Genomic DNA, 17,151 nt, shown 5'->3' on the forward strand with positions numbered 1-17,151 from the left:
CGCCTCCAAGAGCTCCTTGTATAGGCTGTTTCCGCCCATTGAGATCAGGAGCTGCATAACCGTTTCAAAGGGTAACTTTTTCTTTCGCGTAAAGTCTTTTTCGGGGTTTTTGACATACAGTGCTGGTGCGGCTGACATTTCTTGAATAAGGGATGTCAGCTTTTGTTTTAGTGAATTCGCGTACGTATTCATGGGCGAAACCTCCTCGTTTTTTCAAGGGGCTTCGCCACACATTTTCAACTGCTTGTCAAGTTCTTTTACTCTTTTTCACGCAAAAAAGGAGCAGGCTATCTTTCGATAACCTGCTCCTTTGCATAGATATTTGGTTCAACACCTTAACTTAATGACATTGCGCTGCGGCGGTCTCTTTTTTGATTGGAGCGGCTATGTTGGAAAAATCCAATCATTTTGCTGCATTTAGTGACTTCTGAAGAGCTATGTTGGAAAAATCCATTCATTTTCTCAGGAAAAGGCCAAAATGGGCTCAATTTGGGGTTGTAGAGTGGATTTATCCAATATAGGAGCGGTAATTGGACGGAATTAAGGTTTTTGAGTGGATTTCTCCCACATAGGTGCGGGCAGCGGGCATGGAGTGCGTGCGGATGGTGATGGCTGGAGCGGGCATGGAGCGTGAGAGATGGTGTGATGGCGGGAGTGACATGGAAAGCTTGTGGGAGTGGTGATGACGGGAGCAGGCAAGGAGAACGCGGGATAGTGTGAGGGAGCAGTGTGCAGCGAAGACCGTGCGGGATGGCGATCACGGGAGCGAGGCGGCTAATCGCCGCCTTACTCCAGCTGCGACCGCTCCACGATAACGTCCGACGGCAGCCGCCCGACGACCTTTTTGAAAATCCGATTGAAATAAGAGGGGTCGCTGTACCCGAGATGCTCTGAAATGTCCTGCACCGTCAGCTGGGAGTGCCGGAGCATGTAATGGGCGGTCTTCATCCGCTTCCGATGCACGTAGTCGCTGATTGTCAGGCCGGTAACTTTGCGAAACAGCGTCGCGGCGTAGTTAGGGCTGACGCCGATGCAGGAGCCGAGCTCGTTTTTGGTGATTTTGCTTCGGTAATGGTTCTCGACGTACTGCTTCATCCGCTCGATATGCTGAATGGAGGACGGCACCTTCTCGCCCTCGTCGTATTCGCGGCTGATCGTCACGATCAGCTCCGTCAGCAGCGCGCTGCACATGACGGAGAAGTAACGGTCGCGCGCGGTCCACTGCTCCACGATGCTAAGCAGCTTTTCCATCAGCAGCTCCGGCATATGCGTGACCCAGCGCAGCGGCGCGCGCCTTGCGAGGATGGGCAGCAGCAGCGTCGCTGCAGTATCGGCCGGGCTGAAGCGGACTGTGACGCTCTCGCGAACGGCCCCCGATCCGCGCAGCTCCGCGGCCGGAACGCCTGCAGGAATGAGCAGCAGCTCGTTCTTGCGGCAGCTCACGTTCTGGCCGGAATACGTATAGTTCGTCTGGCCAAAACGAATCCAGACAAGCGTGAAGCTATCGATGCCCAGCATCCGCCGCTCCTCTTGAAGCACGCCGCGCTCCTGCTTAATGTCGAAGATGTGGAACATGGACAACCTCGCTTTTTGTCGATTACCGTACTATTTTACAATCACTGTACTATAGTACATCGCACTTGTGCAATCGATCTTTTAAAATAAAAGAAAGATTGAAATTGGAACAAGGAGTGAGCGACATGAAAAAAACCGCGATCGTTTGCACAATGGGGCCTGCGTGTATGTCCCCTGAGAAACTGGAAGGCATGCTGAAGGCCGGCATGAACATCGCTCGCCTCAACTTGGCGCACGGAGAACTGGATGATCATCGTGGACGTATCTTGGCTGTACGCGAAGCTGCGCGTAAGCTTAACGTCTCTGTATCGATTCTGCTTGATATTAAAGGACCGGAAATTCGTACAGGACTCCTTCAAGAGTCATCTTATATGCTGCAAAGCGGTGAGTTTCTGACGCTGACAACGGAGCAAATCGTCGGCAACGCATCGCGTATCTCGGTATCGTATGATCTGGCGAAGGACGTGAAGGTGGGTTCGCGCATTATGATCGACGACGGCCTCATTGAGCTTGAGGTTGTGCGCATCGAAGGTACGGAAGTGGTGTGCGTCATTCTGAACGGCGGCATCATCAAGTCGCGAAAAGGCGTTAACTTGCCGGGCATTCGCACAAGTCTGCCAGGCGTAACGGAGAAGGATAAGCTGCATATTGCTTTTGGCGTGGAAACTGGCGTGGATATCATTGCGATGTCGTTCGTCCGCCGTGCGGAGGACGTGCTCCAAGTGAAGAGCATGCTGGCGGAGAAAGGCGCAAGCCATATTCAGGTGCACTCGAAAATCGAGAACCAAGAGGGGCTCGACGAGCTCGAAGCGATTATCGAAGCATCCGACGGCATTATGGTCGCACGCGGCGATCTTGGCGTTGAGATTCCGATCGAAGACGTACCAGTGGCGCAGAAGCGCATGATTGCATCTTGCAACCGCGCTGGCAAATTCGTTATTACAGCTACGCAAATGCTCGATTCCATGCAAAATAACCCGCGTCCTACGCGTGCGGAAGCGTGCGATGTGGCGAATGCGGTATGGGACGGCACAGACGCTGTCATGCTCTCCGGCGAGACGGCTTCGGGCGCGTATCCGGTTGAAGCGGTGCAGACAATGGCGGCGATTGCGCTGAAGGCTGAGGCTGCTGCTGCTGATTTTGCAAAGAAAGATTTGATCGAAGCTTAGTCAATCGTTTAAAGTGGGTAGAGGGCAACAGGTTTGTATGGTTTGCGATCTACTAACGTTAGGCGGATGAATAGCGATGCACGTATTAACGGTTGATCATATTTCGAAGAATTACGGCGAGAAAGTTTTGTTCCAAGATGTGTCGTTCGGCGTTGAGATGGGCGACAAAATCGGCATTATCGGCGTTAACGGCACCGGTAAGTCGACGTTTCTGAAAGTCGTTGCAGGTCTAGAGCCCCCTGATACGGGCTCTATTCTTGTTGCCGGAGGCGTGACGGTGCGCATGCTATCGCAGGATCCGCAATTTGATCCGGAGCAGACCGTGCTTGCGCATGTGCTCGGCGGCGACTCGCCGCAGATGGCTGCGATCCGCGCTTACGAAGCGGCGATGCAGGCGCTTGAGCTGAAGCCTGGCGACGCGGAGCTGCAGGAGAAGCTTGTCCGTGCGAATGCGCGGATGGCTGAGCTGGATGCATGGGGCATTGAGAGCGAAGCGAAAATCGCGCTGTCGAAGCTCGGCATCACGAGCTTTGATGCGAAGCTCGGTATCCTGTCAGGCGGCCAGCGCAAGCGGGTAGCGATGGCGGCAGCGCTTATCCAGCCGGCAGATGTATTGCTGCTGGATGAGCCGACGAACCATATCGACAACGAGTCGGTCGCATGGCTCGAAGGCATGCTACAGAAGCGCAAAGGCGCTTTGCTGATGATTACGCATGACCGGTATTTCCTTGACCGTGTCAGCAACCGGACATTGGAGCTCGATCGCGGTCGGGCGCATTTTTACACGGCGAATTACAGCAGGTTTCTCGAGCTGAAGCTGGACCGCGAGGAGCGGGAATCGGCTTCGGAAGCGAAGCGTCAGAACCTGCTGCGGGGTGAGCTTGCGTGGATGCGCCGCGGCGCGAAGGCGCGTACGACGAAGCAGCAGGCGCGGATTCAGCGTTTTGAAGCCTTGAGTGCGGCTGCGCCGGAGAAGGCGGTCGGCAAGCTGGAGGTGTCCGTGGCGTCGACGCGCCTCGGCAAGAAGATCGTTGAAATCGAAGGCTTGACCAAGTCGTTCGAAGGGCGGACAGTAATTCGCGATTTCAATTACATCGCGGTGCCGGAGGATCGCGTCGGCATCGTCGGCCGCAACGGGCTTGGCAAGTCGACGCTGCTGAAGCTCATCTCCGGCAAGCTTGAGCCGGATGCGGGCGAGGTTCGCCTCGGGCCGACGGTGAAGCTCGGCGTGTTCTCGCAGGAGCGCGAAGAGATGGATGAGACGATGCGCGTCATTGATTTTATTAAGGAAAGTGCCGAGCGGGTAACGACCGGCGACGGCACGACGGTGACAGCAGCCCAAATGCTGGAGCGGTTCTTGTTCCCGCCGGCGCAGCAATGGACGCCGATCGCGAAGCTGTCCGGCGGCGAGAAGCGCAGGCTGCAGCTGCTGCGCGTGCTGATGGAAGCGCCGAACGTGCTGCTGCTCGACGAGCCGACGAACGATCTCGACATTACGACGCTGACGGTGCTTGAAGATTATCTGGACGACTTCCCAGGCGTCGTGTTCACGGTATCCCATGACCGGTACTTCTTGGATCGTACGGTCGATCGGATCTTTGCCTTTGAAGGCGACGGCGCGATCGAGCAGCATGTCGGCAACTTCACGGAGTATCAGGAGTATGCGGAAGCGCACGGCGTGCGCTCGCAGGATACGTCTGCCGCAGCTGCTGCCGGGAAGAGCGTCGGCAAAGGAGCCGAATCTGCTGGCGGTGCTGGAGCTGCGAGAGATGCGGCCGAGCCGGTGAAGGAGCCGGTTGGACCGACCAAAATGAGCTACAAAGAGCAGAAAGAATTCGAAACGATCGATGCTGACATCGAGAAGGCCGAAGCTTCGCTTGCAGCTTTGCAGACGAAGATGGAAGTGTCGAGCAGTGACTCTGCTACGCTGCAGGACCTGCTGAAGGAACAGCAGGAGCTGGAAGCGAAGCTGGAGCACCTGATGGACCGCTGGACTTTCTTGAACGAGCTCGCCGAGCAGATCGCGGCGAATAAGAAGAAATAGATGGATGGGATGGGAGCCGCCTTGTGGAAGCAGGGCGGCTTTTTTTGTTTGACTTGTTGGGGCGGCCGGAGCGCTTAAATGGCGAGGTGGCGCAAGACATCGGCGGCATGCGAGGGAATGAGCGGAAGAGAGTACTGTAAGTATCTACATTGGCGTGAAGTTGAGGGGAATGAGCGAAAGAGAGTACTGCAGGTATCTACATTGCCGTGAAATCGAGGATTTGAGCGAAGGAGAGTACTGTAGGTATCTACCATTGGTGGGATTTTGGATACGCCAAAACAAAAAAACAGAAAAACGCAGCTCCCAGTGGAGCTGCGTTTTTCTGTTTCTCGTCTCTCTAATGCTTAGCGACCATTGAACGCCTTCAGCATCCAAATGTGCTTCTCGAGCGTGCTGTGGATCGCGAGCAGCATGTCGCCGGACGTTTCGTCGCCGCTGGAAGCCGCTTCTGCCATGCCTTCCTTCAGCTCGGCAACTACTGCGCTGAAGTCCGCGATCAGAGCGTCCACCATTTCGACTGCGGACTCTTTGCCAGTCGCTTCTTTAACCGTCGAGAGCTCGATGTACTCCGCCATCGTTGCTACCGGCTGGCCGCCGATCGCGAGCAGACGCTCTGCGATTTCGTCGACGTGCAGCGTTGCTTCCTCATACAGCTCCTGGAACTTCACATGCAGCGTGAAGAACTGATTGCCCTTCACATACCAGTGAAAATTGTGCAGCTTGACATAGAGTACGCTCCAAGTTGCAATTTGATTGTTCAAAATCGTTTGCAGTTTCGTTGTCATGTGAATGAACTCCCTCATTTACCAAATTTTATATAGTTTTAAATTAAACTTTATAGCTTCAGTTTAAACTTCGACTGTCTCGCCCAATTGCCCTGCTTTGAACGCTTCGAGCTCATGCTCGCAGTCCAGCGCCGCCATGCAGCCGCTTCCGGCAGCGGTAATCGCTTGGCGATAACGATGATCCTGCACGTCGCCGCAAGCATAGACGCCAGGGATGTTCGTGAGCGAAGTACCTGGCTGAACCTGAATGTAGCCGAGCTCATCGGTTGTCACTTGGCCGCCGAGAAAGCCGGTGTTCGGCGTATGGCCGATGGCGATGAATACGCCGTCCGCTTCGAGCAGCGTTTCCTCGCCGGTTGCATTGTCGCGGACGCGAAGTCCCTGCAAGCCTTGCTCGCCTGATTCAACTGCAAGCGGTGTGACGCCCAGACTCCATTTGATTTTGTCATTGGCACGCGCCCGATCCTGCATAATCTTCGAAGCGCGAAGCTCCTCGCGGCGATGCACGAGCCTTACCTCAGATGCAAAACGCGTCAGGAAGCCAGCTTCCTCCATCGCAGAGTCGCCGCCGCCGACAACGATAATCTTCTTCCCGCGAAAGAAAAATCCGTCACAGGTTGCACATGTGCTTACCCCGCGCCCGATGTTGTCGCGTTCACCGGGGATACCCATATATTTTGCCGAGGCGCCAGTGGAAATAATCATCGATTGTGTAAAGATTTCACTGCCATTCTCGATGGTCAGCTTGAATGGACGCTTCGATAGATCGGCCGATTGTACCCAGCCCGCCCTAAAACGAGCACCGAACCGCTCTGCTTGCTGACGCATATTCGCCATCAGATCTGTACCGAGCACGCCTTCCGGGAAACCCGGAAAGTTCTCCACCTCAGTCGTTGTCGTCAATTGACCGCCTGGCTGCGGACCTTCCAACACGAGCGGACTGTAGCCGGCACGTGCGAGATAGATAGCTGCCGTCAGACCGGCTGGACCTGTACCTACAATTACGATATCTTCCATGGTCGAACCGCTCCCTTCGGGCTAGCTTGTTTGTTTACTTGAGAAGATAATTAATAATAACTCCTAAATTAAAATTATTATAAATAAGCTCATAAGTCAACCCCTTTTCGCGACATTTTTTGTAGTAGCGTGGTGTGCGAGAAGAGTGGCTCGGCAAGAGAAACTGAATATTTCGGGCCAAGTTGGAAAAACAAGTAAGAGGCATCAGGCATCGTTATTCAAGAAGAAGGCGAGGACAACGGAACATGAACAAAGCAAAAGCGGCGTTAGCCCTTACGGCGGCGCTTCTGCTGCTGATAAGCAGTACAGGCTGCCAAAGAGGCGCTTCGGCGTCCGTCATGCCGGCACAAAGCACGGCAGCGATGGAGGCTATGGCATCTGATATTCATCACGACCACGACAGCGAGATGAGCACGGAAATGGAACCGGAACCAGCCGCTAAAGGCTGGAACAAGACCGACGCGGCACGCTTCACATGGCCAAGCGGAATGCCGCAAGCCGGCAAACCGACATTGCTGCGCATTGCCATTACAGACACAACTGGACAACCGGATCAGTCGCTTGAAGTCAATCATGAGAAGAAGCTGCATCTCATCATCGTCAGCAAGAGGCTGTCGAAGTTCATGCATATCCACCCGGTCCAAACGAAGATGGCAGGCGTGTTCGAGGCGAAGGTGAATTTCAAAACGGCGGGCGCATACAAGCTCGTTGCAGATTTCAAGCCAGCAGAGGGCAAGCAGCAGACGCAGAGCAACTGGGTAGTCGTTGCGCGAGGCGCGGGAGACGAGCCCAAGACTGAACCGGTGCTGACCGCCGACAAGGAGCTGACCCGTGCAGCCGGCGGGATGGAAGTGAGCTTGTCTCTAGGCAGCGAGCCGAAAGCAGGAGCAAGCAGTATGCTGACCTTCACGTTTCGCGATGCCATGAATGATAAGCCTGTCACCGATTTGCAGCCCTATCTAGGCGCAATTGGGCATGTGGTCATCATGGATGCAGACGCTGAGCGCTATGTGCATGTGCATGCAATGGACGAGCGTGCCAAGGGGCCAACCGCACAGTTCCACGCAACGTTCCCGGAGCCGGGCTTGTATAAAATTTGGGGGCAGTTCAAGCGGCATGGCCAGCTGCTGATTGTACCTTTTGTCATCCAAGTCCATTAGCTCATTCGTTTGCGAAGTCGTGAACAAAAATGAAACAAAATATTAAATTGTTGGATAAACCGGCTGAAGCTGCATCAGCTGGTTTTTTTTATTTACCCGAACTGGTAGAATACTTGTAAATCATTGTCTATCACGTGGGCATTTACACCGAGAATTAGCAGTCAAGCGAGGGGAACAATCGATGATTCAGCCAGGCAGAAACGAGACAGGGCCGTCGTCGCAGGACCGTCTTATGAGGCACAGCAAGAGGCTGTATGTAGAAGAGCTGTTCAGTAAGCTTCAACAGCTGCAGCAATTGTGCGCAGTTGCAGACATGGACATTTCGTACGGCAGAGCCGCAGAAATATATCGTATCGTGCATTCGATCAAAGGAAGCGCGCCGACCATTGGGTTCAAACAGATCGGCGAGCTTGCGCAGCAAATACTTTCGAGCTGGCATTGGGCGAGACAAGCCTCGCTGGCAGCGGTGCCGGAGGAGTACGATGACGCCTTCGTAATGCAGCTATATCGGAGCAGTTCGCTTGAAACGCTGCCGGTGCTCGGCGTGCTGGAAATAGAAATTGACGCTAGTGCGATTGCTGTCGCATCCTCAGAGCAGGAGCCGGCGCCGGCGCCGGCTCCTGTGGTCATCGACGGACAAGTGGGACATTTGGAGCTGCCTGGGTCGAGCAGGATCCTCGTTATTGATGACGATGCCGGACTTCGCGCTTATCTAACGGAGCGGCTTGAGCTCGAAGGCTATATGGTTGATACGGCTTCGAATGTGCAGGAAGCGATGAGATTGCTGCGAGGCGGCAACTATCAGCTGATTACACTCGATCTGATGATGTACCCGCAGAGCGGCTATGAAATATTACAAATGATCAAGAACGACCAGGCGATTCGGGTCGTGCCGATGATCGTGCTCTCAGGCTGCAATGAAACAGAGGATAAGGTTCGCTGCTTCGATATGGGCGCCGACGATTATGTCATCAAGCCATTCGATTATGAAGAGCTAAGTGCCCGCATTCGGCGTCTGCTGCAGCGCAACCGTGAATATGAATTGCTTGCGTTCCGCGATCCGCTCACGGGCTTATACAACCGCCGATTCTTCGACATCCAGATTGAAGTGGAGCTAAACCGGATGAACCGGAAGCCGGCGAGCCTTTCAATTGCGCTCATTGATGTGGATCATTTTAAAATGGTAAACGATACGTACGGGCACCAAATCGGCGATCTTGTGCTTCAGCACTTTGGTCAGCTGCTGCGCGAAAGTCTGCGCAGCTCCGACATCGTGGCGCGCTGGGGCGGCGAGGAGTTCGTCGTGATTTTGCCGAATACGAACGACTCGGATGCCTACAAGGCCATTGGCTCGATCCTGCAGAAGGTGCAGCATTCGCCGATTGTAACGACCGAGGAACGGAGCCACTCCATCACGTTCTCAGCTGGCATCTCGCAGTGGAGGCCAGGACTTACCGTGGAGCAGTTGATTCAACGGGCGGACTATGCACTGTATAAAGCGAAGCATCTCGGACGTAATCGGATGTACAAGATCTCAAGCAAGCTCCGTACCGATCAGTCAACCACAGGTTCACGGTCGGTAAGGAAGGTTATCGTCGCAGAAGATGACCGCGTGCTTCGGATGATTATGGTCGACAATTTGCACAGCGCCGGCTATCAAACGCTGGAGGCGCCGGATGGCGAGACGGCATACCACATGCTGATGACCGAGAGCGCGGATCTGTGCATCCTCGATTGCATCATGCCGGTGATGAGCGGATTGCAGGTGCTGAAGCGAATGAATGATGAGGGCACGCGGCCAGCACGAACGAAGATCATGTTCGCGACCGGGCAGGATCTGGCTGGAACGGCGAGGGAAAGCTTGGCACTCGGTGCGGATCACTTCATCACGAAGCCGTTCTCGATGCAGGAGTTCGAGAAGAGGGTACGCAGCTTAATGGAATAGACAATCGCCCGCAATCCGACTTGGATTGCGGGCGATTGCTTTATATAGAAGTGGAGCGAGTTAGCCTTGCTGCTGTTCCGCTTCTTCCAAACGCTGCAGCGCTTCGAAGTTGTTTTCAATGACTTCCGGGTAAGGCTGGAAGCTGTTTTCGTCGTTGCGCGGCGTGCCGATTGGGCCGACGACAAGCTCGAGTCCAACGGTGTCGCCGGATTGAATAGGGATGAAGATCAGCGACTCTGGAATGCGGCGGCCGTTCAGGCGGAGAATGGTATCCGTGCTGCCCGCAACGACGACGCCGTTAACGGAAATGATGCGTCCGTTATTGTTGATGCGGACGACGCCAGTCGAAGCAAGTGCCTGCGCGACGTTCATGCCCGGGAAGTGGCGTACGCGGTACGAGTTCGTAATCCACGGGAAGAAGCGTCCGCCGTTAATGAACACCGTTACGAAGCCAGGGAACGGTCCAGGCGGGAATGGTCCAGGGCCAGGTGGGAACGGGATCGGAATTGGGATCGGCAATGGGAACGGGCCTGGGAATGGGCCGGGACCTGGGAATGGTGGAGGCGGGAATCCGCCAGGACCGCCGGGACCGGGGAACGGAGGAGGTGGAGGCGGGAATCCGCCAGGACCGCCGGGACCACCAGGTCCACCAGGACCGCCGGGGCCACCGCCAGGTCCGCCTGGGAATCCGCCAGGACCACCGGGGCCACCAGGGAATCCTCCGGGACCGCCTGGGAATCCACCAGGACCGCCAGGACCGCCTGGGAATCCACCAGGACCGCCAGGGAATCCACCAGGACCGCCAGGGAATCCTCCGGGACCGCCTGGCATACCCGGCATGCCCATGCCGCCGCCTGGCAAGCCTGGGAACATGCGAGGGCCGCCGCAGCCGCAATCTCGATATGGATTGACGTTACCTGCAGGAGCTCCAGGAATATACGTATAACTCGTCATGGTTCGTTACTCCTTTTCAACAAACAAGGATAGGTAAATGTCTCGGTGTAGTGTATGCGGCTATAGCCTATCCGGTGCCCTTTTTCGAAACTTCAATACTATCTCCCGGCTGCTCTGTATACATATAAAATGGGCGAAAGGTGGTTGATGAATGGGACGCTATGTGGAAGTAGAGAAGGACGTAAAGCTGTATGTCGAGGATATCGGAGCAGGGCGACCAGTTATATTTGTCCATGGCTGGCCGGTCAACCATAGAATGTTCGAATATCAGTACAATGTGCTGCCGAAGTATGGCTTTCGCTGCATCGGCATTGATCTGCGCGGCTACGGCAAGTCTGATGCGCCGTGGAGCGGCTACGACTATGACCGGATGTCCGACGATATTGCTGTCGTGGCGGATACGCTCGGCTTGCTGCATGCGACGCTGGTAGGCTTCTCAATGGGCGGGGCCCTCGCGATCCGTTACGCCGCCCGGCACTACGGAAGACGACTGTGCGGGATCGTGCTCGCAGCGGCGGCAGCGCCGGTGTTTACACAACGTCCGGACTTCCCCTATGGGACGCCTGTGGAGCAAATCAATAAAAGCATCGCCGGACTATACACGGACCGTCCGAAGACGGTCGCCGATTTCGGCATGACCTTCTTCGCGAAGCCGATAAGCGATCCGTTCCGTACGTGGTTCAACGGGCTCGGCTTCGACGCCTCTTCCTATGGAACGATTAAAGGACTCGAGTCGCTGCGCGATGAAGACCTGCGCGGGGACCTGGCCAACGTCCAGCTCCCGACGACCATCCTTCACGGTAAGCTCGATGCCATCGCGCCATATGCGCTTGCGGAGCAAATGAACAAGGGCATCCAAGGCTCCAAGCTCGTGCCTTTCGAGCAGAGCGGGCATGGCCTCTTCTACGACGAACGCGAGAAGTTCAATCAGGAGCTGTTGAACGCCTTGGGCGGCAAGTAGCAATCCGATTACCAAAAAGAGGACCTCGGCGCTCTTCCATGCGCGAGGTCCTCTCTTTATTAGCGCTTGCGCGCATCGCTAAGCTGGAACTGGCCGACAAGCTGTTGAAGGAAGGCCGTAATGGCTTCTACATGATTGGAGGTGTGGCGAACGTTTACGAAGTCGCCGAGCAAATCCTGCACATTGCTCTCCACCTCGGTCGAGATGATCCGGTTCTGCTTGCTCACCTCCGCAATTTTCTCCATGATGACGACGACCTCGTCGATGATTCGTGATTTTAAGGTGTCATGATCTTGACTGCTGCTTAAGAGCTCGGAGGCTGCTGCAACGAGTACGGTTCCTTCCGTTACTACTTTCGTGCCTTCGGCCATCGTCTTTGCAGCTTGTTGGGCGTTGACATAGATGTGGTGGACAATGCCGTGCACCTGTTCGGTCGACTGCTTGGTATGGTCGGCCAGTTTGCGGATTTCAGCCGCCACAACGGCAAAGCCTCTGCCTTGCTCGCCCACCTGTGCAGCTTCAATCGAGGCGTTAAGCGCCAGCAGATGCGTCTGCGATGATATTTCCTCAATGACACGGAGCACGCCGCGAATTTCATTGGTCGTTTCCATAAATGCTTCGACAGACCGGTTTGTTTCCGAAACATGCGCTGCAATTTGCCCCATTTTATCGCCGATCCGTACAAGCTCGTCCTGCGCGACACCGATATTGGCAGATGCCTTCTCCTCCAGCATGTGCAGCGTCTCGCGCATCTCGCCAGCGACATCCTTGGCGATATCGATATCCCTTAATTGGCTTCGAATGCTGAGGATCATATCGCTAACCCGGCTGCTCACCCGCTCGGTCGTACCCGCAGTAGCTCCTGTCGTCTCGAGCAGTGCGCGCTGGTTGGTTAACACGTCGCTGGAAGCAAGCTTCACCTGAAGCATAATGCCTTCTATGGAATCGATCATATTGTTAATCCATTTGGCAAGCTCGCGCGTTTCGTTGTTCGGGAAAGAACTCGTATCCAGGCGCTGGGTGAGGTCGCCCTTGCCTTCGGCGTTGATGCGGATAAATTGATTTAATCTGCGCATTTGATGAACCGTCACTTTGTTCCCTTTATGATCCAGGGCGCGCATCATGGCGAGGCCAAGCAAGAAGATGAAGCCGCCGATGATAAACGAACTGAGTACGGGCGTGACGATCGTGAAGAGATAATAAGCGAATATAGCCCCAAGAATGCCGAGACAGGCCAACCATCCCATCATCAGCTTGGACTGCGTATACCGAATGCCGCGGATGCGGTACACTTCCTCCAAGTCTCCTTCACACATCATCCCCCAAAGATCGGGACTGTGCGGCAGCTGGAAGGTGACGCCTTTGCCAATGACGGGAATGTGCCTGTAATCCGAATAGCCGGGAAACTCTACGAACAGATTGGAGCCGTTTCGAATGGTGTTCGCGACGCCCGGATGAAGCTGACCGGTAGCGGGATCGGTAAAGACAAGCTCAAGCTCAGTGTGATCCTTAACGGAAACGGTGCCGAATTCCGTGGATACGCCGTCCTTCAAATTGTCGCCGTGCGTGAAAGTTCGGTCTTCGAAGCGGCTGCGGGATAAAGCGGTGCCCGGCACGATGTGCGTGGCCAGCGCGGGGCGAGCCATAAACAAGTAATTGTCACCGGAATCGGAATAGACATGGCCGGATTCCCGTTGAATGAGATCGCCGATAACATCGTTCGGTACCCGTCCGCACAAAGCGCCCTCCCATCTGCCGTCACGGACAATCGGGGAAATAAACAGAAGCGTCATTTGATCATGAAAAGAAGACGTGCTCGGTCCGATTGTAAGCGTCCGGGGATCGGCATAAGGTCCGAACAAACATTTACGGCCGCCGGCCGATTGATCTTGCGAATACGCTAATCCAGGTGCCAGCGCGCTCCCATGTCCGTAATCCTCTCCGACATGACGCGGCTCAGTCGAGAATAGAACGCGGTGATTCTCGTCAAGCAGGAAGAGCTCGGAGAAATCGGAAGCCCGTGCCCGGGTTCCGGCAAACAATCCCTCCCAAGAGGAGGTTGCGTTTGAGGTTATAGCGGCATCAATGGGCTGATTGAGGGACATTTGACGAAGCAAACGGTCAAGGTGATCCCAATATTCGCCTGCCCATGTCTGAAGAATATCCATTCTTGTTTCTGCGATGCCTTCGAAAATATCCTCCACATCCTCTTTCATCGCAGCATTGAGCTTGTACGACCACCACAGCGGCAGTCCTTTGCGAAATCCCAACCAATCGAACATGAGGTACCCCTTCTCTCTCTTCTTGGATATCATGGAAGGAATTATAACATGAATATAGGATAAAAGTCGGAGTTTGTTGAAGAAAAGTTAAAGTTCTAGGGAAGGATGTTAGGTATTTAGACATAAGTTTAAAAAAATACACAAAAAGACCTCCGCGCAGTAGCGCAGAGGTCTTCAGTAGAAGCGAACGAATTACTTCGCAGCGTCGTAACGTTTGCCAACTTCAGCCCAGTTTACAACGTTCCAGAACGCTGCAATGTAGTCAGGGCGTTTGTTTTGGTATTTCAGGTAGTAAGCGTGCTCCCATACGTCCAGACCAAGAAGCGGAGTTTCGCCTTCCATGATCGGGCTGTCTTGGTTCGGAAGGCTGTATACTTTCAGCTTGCCGTCTTTGCTAAGTGCAAGGAACGCCCAGCCGCTGCCGAAACGAGTTGTTGCTGCTTTCGCGAAGTCAGCTTTGAATTGATCAAGGCCGCCCAGCTCGCTAGCGATTGCATCAGCCAATGCGCCAGTAGGTTCGCCGCCAGCGTTTGGTCCGATTGTTTCCCAGAACAGGGAGTGGTTCGCGTGGCCGCCGCCGTTGTTGCGGACAGCTGTGCGGATTGCTTCAGGAACGCTGTTCAGGTCAGCGATCAGAGCCTCAACCGACTTCTCTTGCAGCTCAGGAGCGGACTCCAGTGCAGCGTTCAGGTTCGTAACGTAAGTGTTATGATGACGGTCGTGGTGAATCATCATCGTTGTCTCATCGATATGAGGCTCAAGCGCATTGTTTGCGTAAGGCAAAGCGGGCAATTGGTGTGCCATTGTTCAGAAAACCTCCTATAATATGTATCGTTTTTTCATTTTCCATTATGCTCCTTCTGGGAGCATAAATCAACATTAATGTTTGTAAAGTCCCGCCTGCTGCTGTCAGCCCTCAGAACCTCTACTAGCATGAACCAATCTGTCCATTCCCATACAAAATCACCCAGATTTGAACCAAAATGGGCTCCTGCGGAATATACATAGAGTAACATCATGGGAAGCAGGGTGAGCATCATGACAGCTAAGGAAAGAGCGTTGCGCGTTATTGCAACAGGTACAACTGAAGGGGAGCTTGGCCATACGCTGGTGTATGGAACGAATGTGCCTGGCATTGCGGTACTCGGATTTAGCCGGGGCGGGATGGATGCAGGCGATCTGGAGCATTGCCGTCAGGTCGTGAAGCGGTATCAGCCCGATGTCATCATTCACTGCGACACGGAGAGAGAGACAGATGCGGCGCCCTCTCAAGTCTGCAATGTAGCGCTTGCGGCCAGAGAATTCGGCGCTAAGCTTGTCTACGTTGTGGATGGAGCCTCAGCACTCACAGAACGACAACAGCTGCAGTCGACACTTGAACGATTATATATCGTAAATCTATCGAAGGAACCGCAATCTCTGGATGAATTGAAAGAACTTTCAACTTATATTCTGAATCTCATTCAAACCGATAGATTTGGCTTTTATGAGCTCTACGATAACGGAGTATCCTCTTACTATCAGTTTTTCAAGCAAGAAGGAACATGGAAGTCTACGGTATGATCAAAATGATATAAAAAAACGACCCCGAAGGGTCGTTTTTTAAGTTGAATTAGTTAATGAATCCAACTTTACCGAGGAAACGAGCGATCATTGTAGCTGCTTCAGCACGGTTAGCGTTAGCGTCACCTACCACTTTCGTGGAAGTTTGACCTTTAACGACACCAGCGTTGATTGCAACTGCAACTTCGTCTTTCGCCCAGCCCAGGCTGCTTGCATCAGTGAAGCTTGCCAGCGCTTTGGATACGTCAGCATCCGAAATCGCGACATCTTTACCAGCAAGTTTCATGGCGCGAACCACGATTGCAGCCATCTCTTTACGAGTGATGTTTGCGTTTGGTTTGAATGTACCATCTTCATAACCAGTGATCAGACCAGCCTTAACCGCCGAAGCGACCGTACTAGCGAACCATTTGTCAGAAGCGACATCCTTGAACTTGTCGGAAGTACCGCCAACTTCAAGACCCAATGCGCGAACCACCAGTGCTGCAAACTCAGCGCGTGTAATGTCACGTTTAGGTTCGAACTTGTTAGCGCCCGTTCCTTCAACGATCAATTTACCTGCAAGAGCTTCAACATCTTTCTGTGCCCAATGTCCAGCCAGATCCGCGAAGGATGCAGCTTTCGTTTTGATTACAGTGTAGATGCTGTTACCGTTACGCTTCAGCGTTGCAAGAGTTTTGCCATCCACAGTAGCGAAGGTGCTTGGCACGAATGTGAAAGTACCTGTTACTGGGTTGTACAATACGCCTGTAAGGCCAGCAGCGTCGGATGCAGTTACCGGAATCGTACGAGATACGTACTGTCCGAAGTTCTCGATTGTTTGTTCTTTAGAACCTGCAACAGCTACGACTTTGAAGTCGACTGCTGGAGCAACTTGTTCACCGCCGACTGCAGTAGCAGCGCCTGCAATTTTAGTTGCAGTATCGCCAGTTACTTTCTTCAATTCTACGCGGATTGTCAGATCTTTAAGCTCAACCCCGAGGGATTTAGCAAGGTCTTCAAGTTTAAGCGCAGCGATTGGCAGCGTATAGGAAGTACCGTCTTCCAATTTAATGGTCAAGGACTTACCTTTCAGCAGGGCATCAGCAGGGAGCGAAACTACTTCCGATTTGGAAGTAACTGTAGCATCAGCATTAGCCCCGAACAAAGCAATCAGAGCATCACGGTTTACAGTTCCGTCAGTGTTAACGACATCAGGTGTTGTTGGAACGAAGATGATGTTGTTGTTACCACCACTATAAGTGTAAGTACCGGTAGTTACGTTATCGTAACCCAAGTAACCAGTGCGATCCAAAGTATAAGTGAAGTGGAAAAGTCCATCATTCGTATATGTAGCGTACACATTTGTAACTACATTTCCAGCAGCATCGTACACGTTAACCGAGATTCTGCTTTGATCCGCAAGTGCGTTGTACTCATCTTGTGTCAAGTACACATCACCTGTTACCGTGTTACCACTTACTGATACATTATTGAATTGTGCAGCAAAAGCGATAATTGGCGTCAGAACAGAAATCATCATTGCAAAAACGAGAACTGCAGCAGTTTTGTTCATGATTAGCTTTTTCATGTTGTTTTCACCTCCTTTCAAGGAAATTTATGAAAGAGGTAGTTCTCAGTCTCTCATTATATATGATATTTTCGTCAAAAAAAAGGTCAAATTTTGTAAAGTTGGAAACTTTTAAGGAAAACGGTG

Annotated in this window: 12 protein-coding genes and 2 pseudogenes; 6 read left to right on the top strand and 8 right to left on the bottom strand. The window is 53.4% G+C overall.

Annotation, left to right across the window (positions count from 1 at the left end; translation table 11 throughout):
* Window positions 1–192, bottom strand: a pseudogene (locus tag A8990_RS06690) (IS4 family transposase); the annotation flags it as partial.
* A gap of 594 nt (window positions 193–786) precedes the next feature.
* Window positions 787–1,575 (bottom strand): helix-turn-helix transcriptional regulator, encoded by a 789-nt coding sequence (locus tag A8990_RS06695; RefSeq protein WP_116188251.1) that lies wholly within the window; start codon window positions 1,573–1,575, stop codon window positions 787–789.
* Window positions 1,576–1,700: 125 nt separating this feature from the next.
* On the opposite strand from A8990_RS06695, the pseudogene pyk reads away from it, so the two are divergent.
* Window positions 1,701–2,702, top strand: a pseudogene (gene pyk / locus A8990_RS06700) (pyruvate kinase); the annotation flags it as partial.
* A 118-nt stretch (window positions 2,703–2,820) separates the two neighbouring features.
* On the top strand, window positions 2,821–4,788 hold the full coding sequence (locus A8990_RS06705) for an ABC-F family ATP-binding cassette domain-containing protein (protein ID WP_116188253.1): 1,968 nt from the start codon (window positions 2,821–2,823) through the stop codon (window positions 4,786–4,788).
* A 344-nt stretch (window positions 4,789–5,132) separates the two neighbouring features.
* On the opposite strand, the gene A8990_RS06710 is transcribed toward A8990_RS06705, so the two are convergent.
* Together A8990_RS06710 and trxB are read right to left on the bottom strand one after the other, a co-directional pair.
* On the bottom strand, window positions 5,133–5,573 hold the full coding sequence (locus A8990_RS06710; RefSeq protein WP_116188254.1) for a Dps family protein: 441 nt from the start codon (window positions 5,571–5,573) through the stop codon (window positions 5,133–5,135).
* A 63-nt stretch (window positions 5,574–5,636) separates the two neighbouring features.
* On the bottom strand, window positions 5,637–6,590 hold the full coding sequence (gene trxB / locus A8990_RS06715) for a thioredoxin-disulfide reductase (RefSeq protein ID WP_116188255.1): 954 nt from the start codon (window positions 6,588–6,590) through the stop codon (window positions 5,637–5,639).
* 245 nt (window positions 6,591–6,835) lie between these two features.
* Between trxB and A8990_RS06720 the strand changes: the two genes are divergently transcribed.
* Complete coding sequence (locus A8990_RS06720; protein ID WP_116188256.1) at window positions 6,836–7,750, top strand: hypothetical protein; 915 nt, start codon at window positions 6,836–6,838, stop codon at window positions 7,748–7,750.
* Window positions 7,751–7,931: 181 nt separating this feature from the next.
* The gene (locus A8990_RS06725; RefSeq protein WP_116188257.1) at window positions 7,932–9,695 is read left to right on the top strand and encodes a diguanylate cyclase; all 1,764 of its coding nucleotides are present in this window, start codon (window positions 7,932–7,934) and stop codon (window positions 9,693–9,695) included.
* Between the two features lie 60 nt (window positions 9,696–9,755).
* Here A8990_RS06725 and A8990_RS31435 read toward each other — a convergent pair whose 3' ends face one another.
* Complete coding sequence (locus A8990_RS31435; RefSeq protein WP_181909437.1) at window positions 9,756–10,649, bottom strand: hypothetical protein; 894 nt, start codon at window positions 10,647–10,649, stop codon at window positions 9,756–9,758.
* A 151-nt stretch (window positions 10,650–10,800) separates the two neighbouring features.
* Here A8990_RS31435 and A8990_RS06735 point away from each other — a divergent pair, with 151 nt between their 5' ends.
* Window positions 10,801–11,610 (top strand): alpha/beta fold hydrolase, encoded by an 810-nt coding sequence (locus A8990_RS06735; protein WP_116188258.1) that lies wholly within the window; start codon window positions 10,801–10,803, stop codon window positions 11,608–11,610.
* Between the two features lie 59 nt (window positions 11,611–11,669).
* On the opposite strand, the gene A8990_RS06740 is transcribed toward A8990_RS06735, so the two are convergent.
* Complete coding sequence (locus A8990_RS06740; protein WP_116188259.1) at window positions 11,670–13,892, bottom strand: methyl-accepting chemotaxis protein; 2,223 nt, start codon at window positions 13,890–13,892, stop codon at window positions 11,670–11,672.
* A 192-nt stretch (window positions 13,893–14,084) separates the two neighbouring features.
* Window positions 14,085–14,696, bottom strand: a complete 612-nt coding sequence (locus A8990_RS06745) for a superoxide dismutase (protein ID WP_116188260.1) — start codon at window positions 14,694–14,696, stop codon at window positions 14,085–14,087.
* A 234-nt stretch (window positions 14,697–14,930) separates the two neighbouring features.
* Between A8990_RS06745 and A8990_RS06750 the strand changes: the two genes are divergently transcribed.
* A complete protein-coding gene (locus A8990_RS06750) occupies window positions 14,931–15,455 on the top strand; it encodes a sugar nucleotide-binding protein (protein ID WP_181909438.1) in 525 nt (174 codons plus the stop codon).
* 49 nt (window positions 15,456–15,504) lie between these two features.
* On the opposite strand, the gene A8990_RS06755 is transcribed toward A8990_RS06750, so the two are convergent.
* Window positions 15,505–17,025: an S-layer homology domain-containing protein gene (locus tag A8990_RS06755; protein WP_116188262.1), complete on the bottom strand. Its 1,521-nt coding sequence runs from the start codon at window positions 17,023–17,025 to the stop codon at window positions 15,505–15,507.
* Between the last annotated feature and the right edge of the window lie 126 nt (window positions 17,026–17,151).

The sequence above is a fragment of the Paenibacillus taihuensis genome (assembly GCF_003386535.1).
Taxonomy (GTDB): Bacteria; Bacillota; Bacilli; order Paenibacillales; family Paenibacillaceae; genus Paenibacillus_Z; species Paenibacillus_Z taihuensis.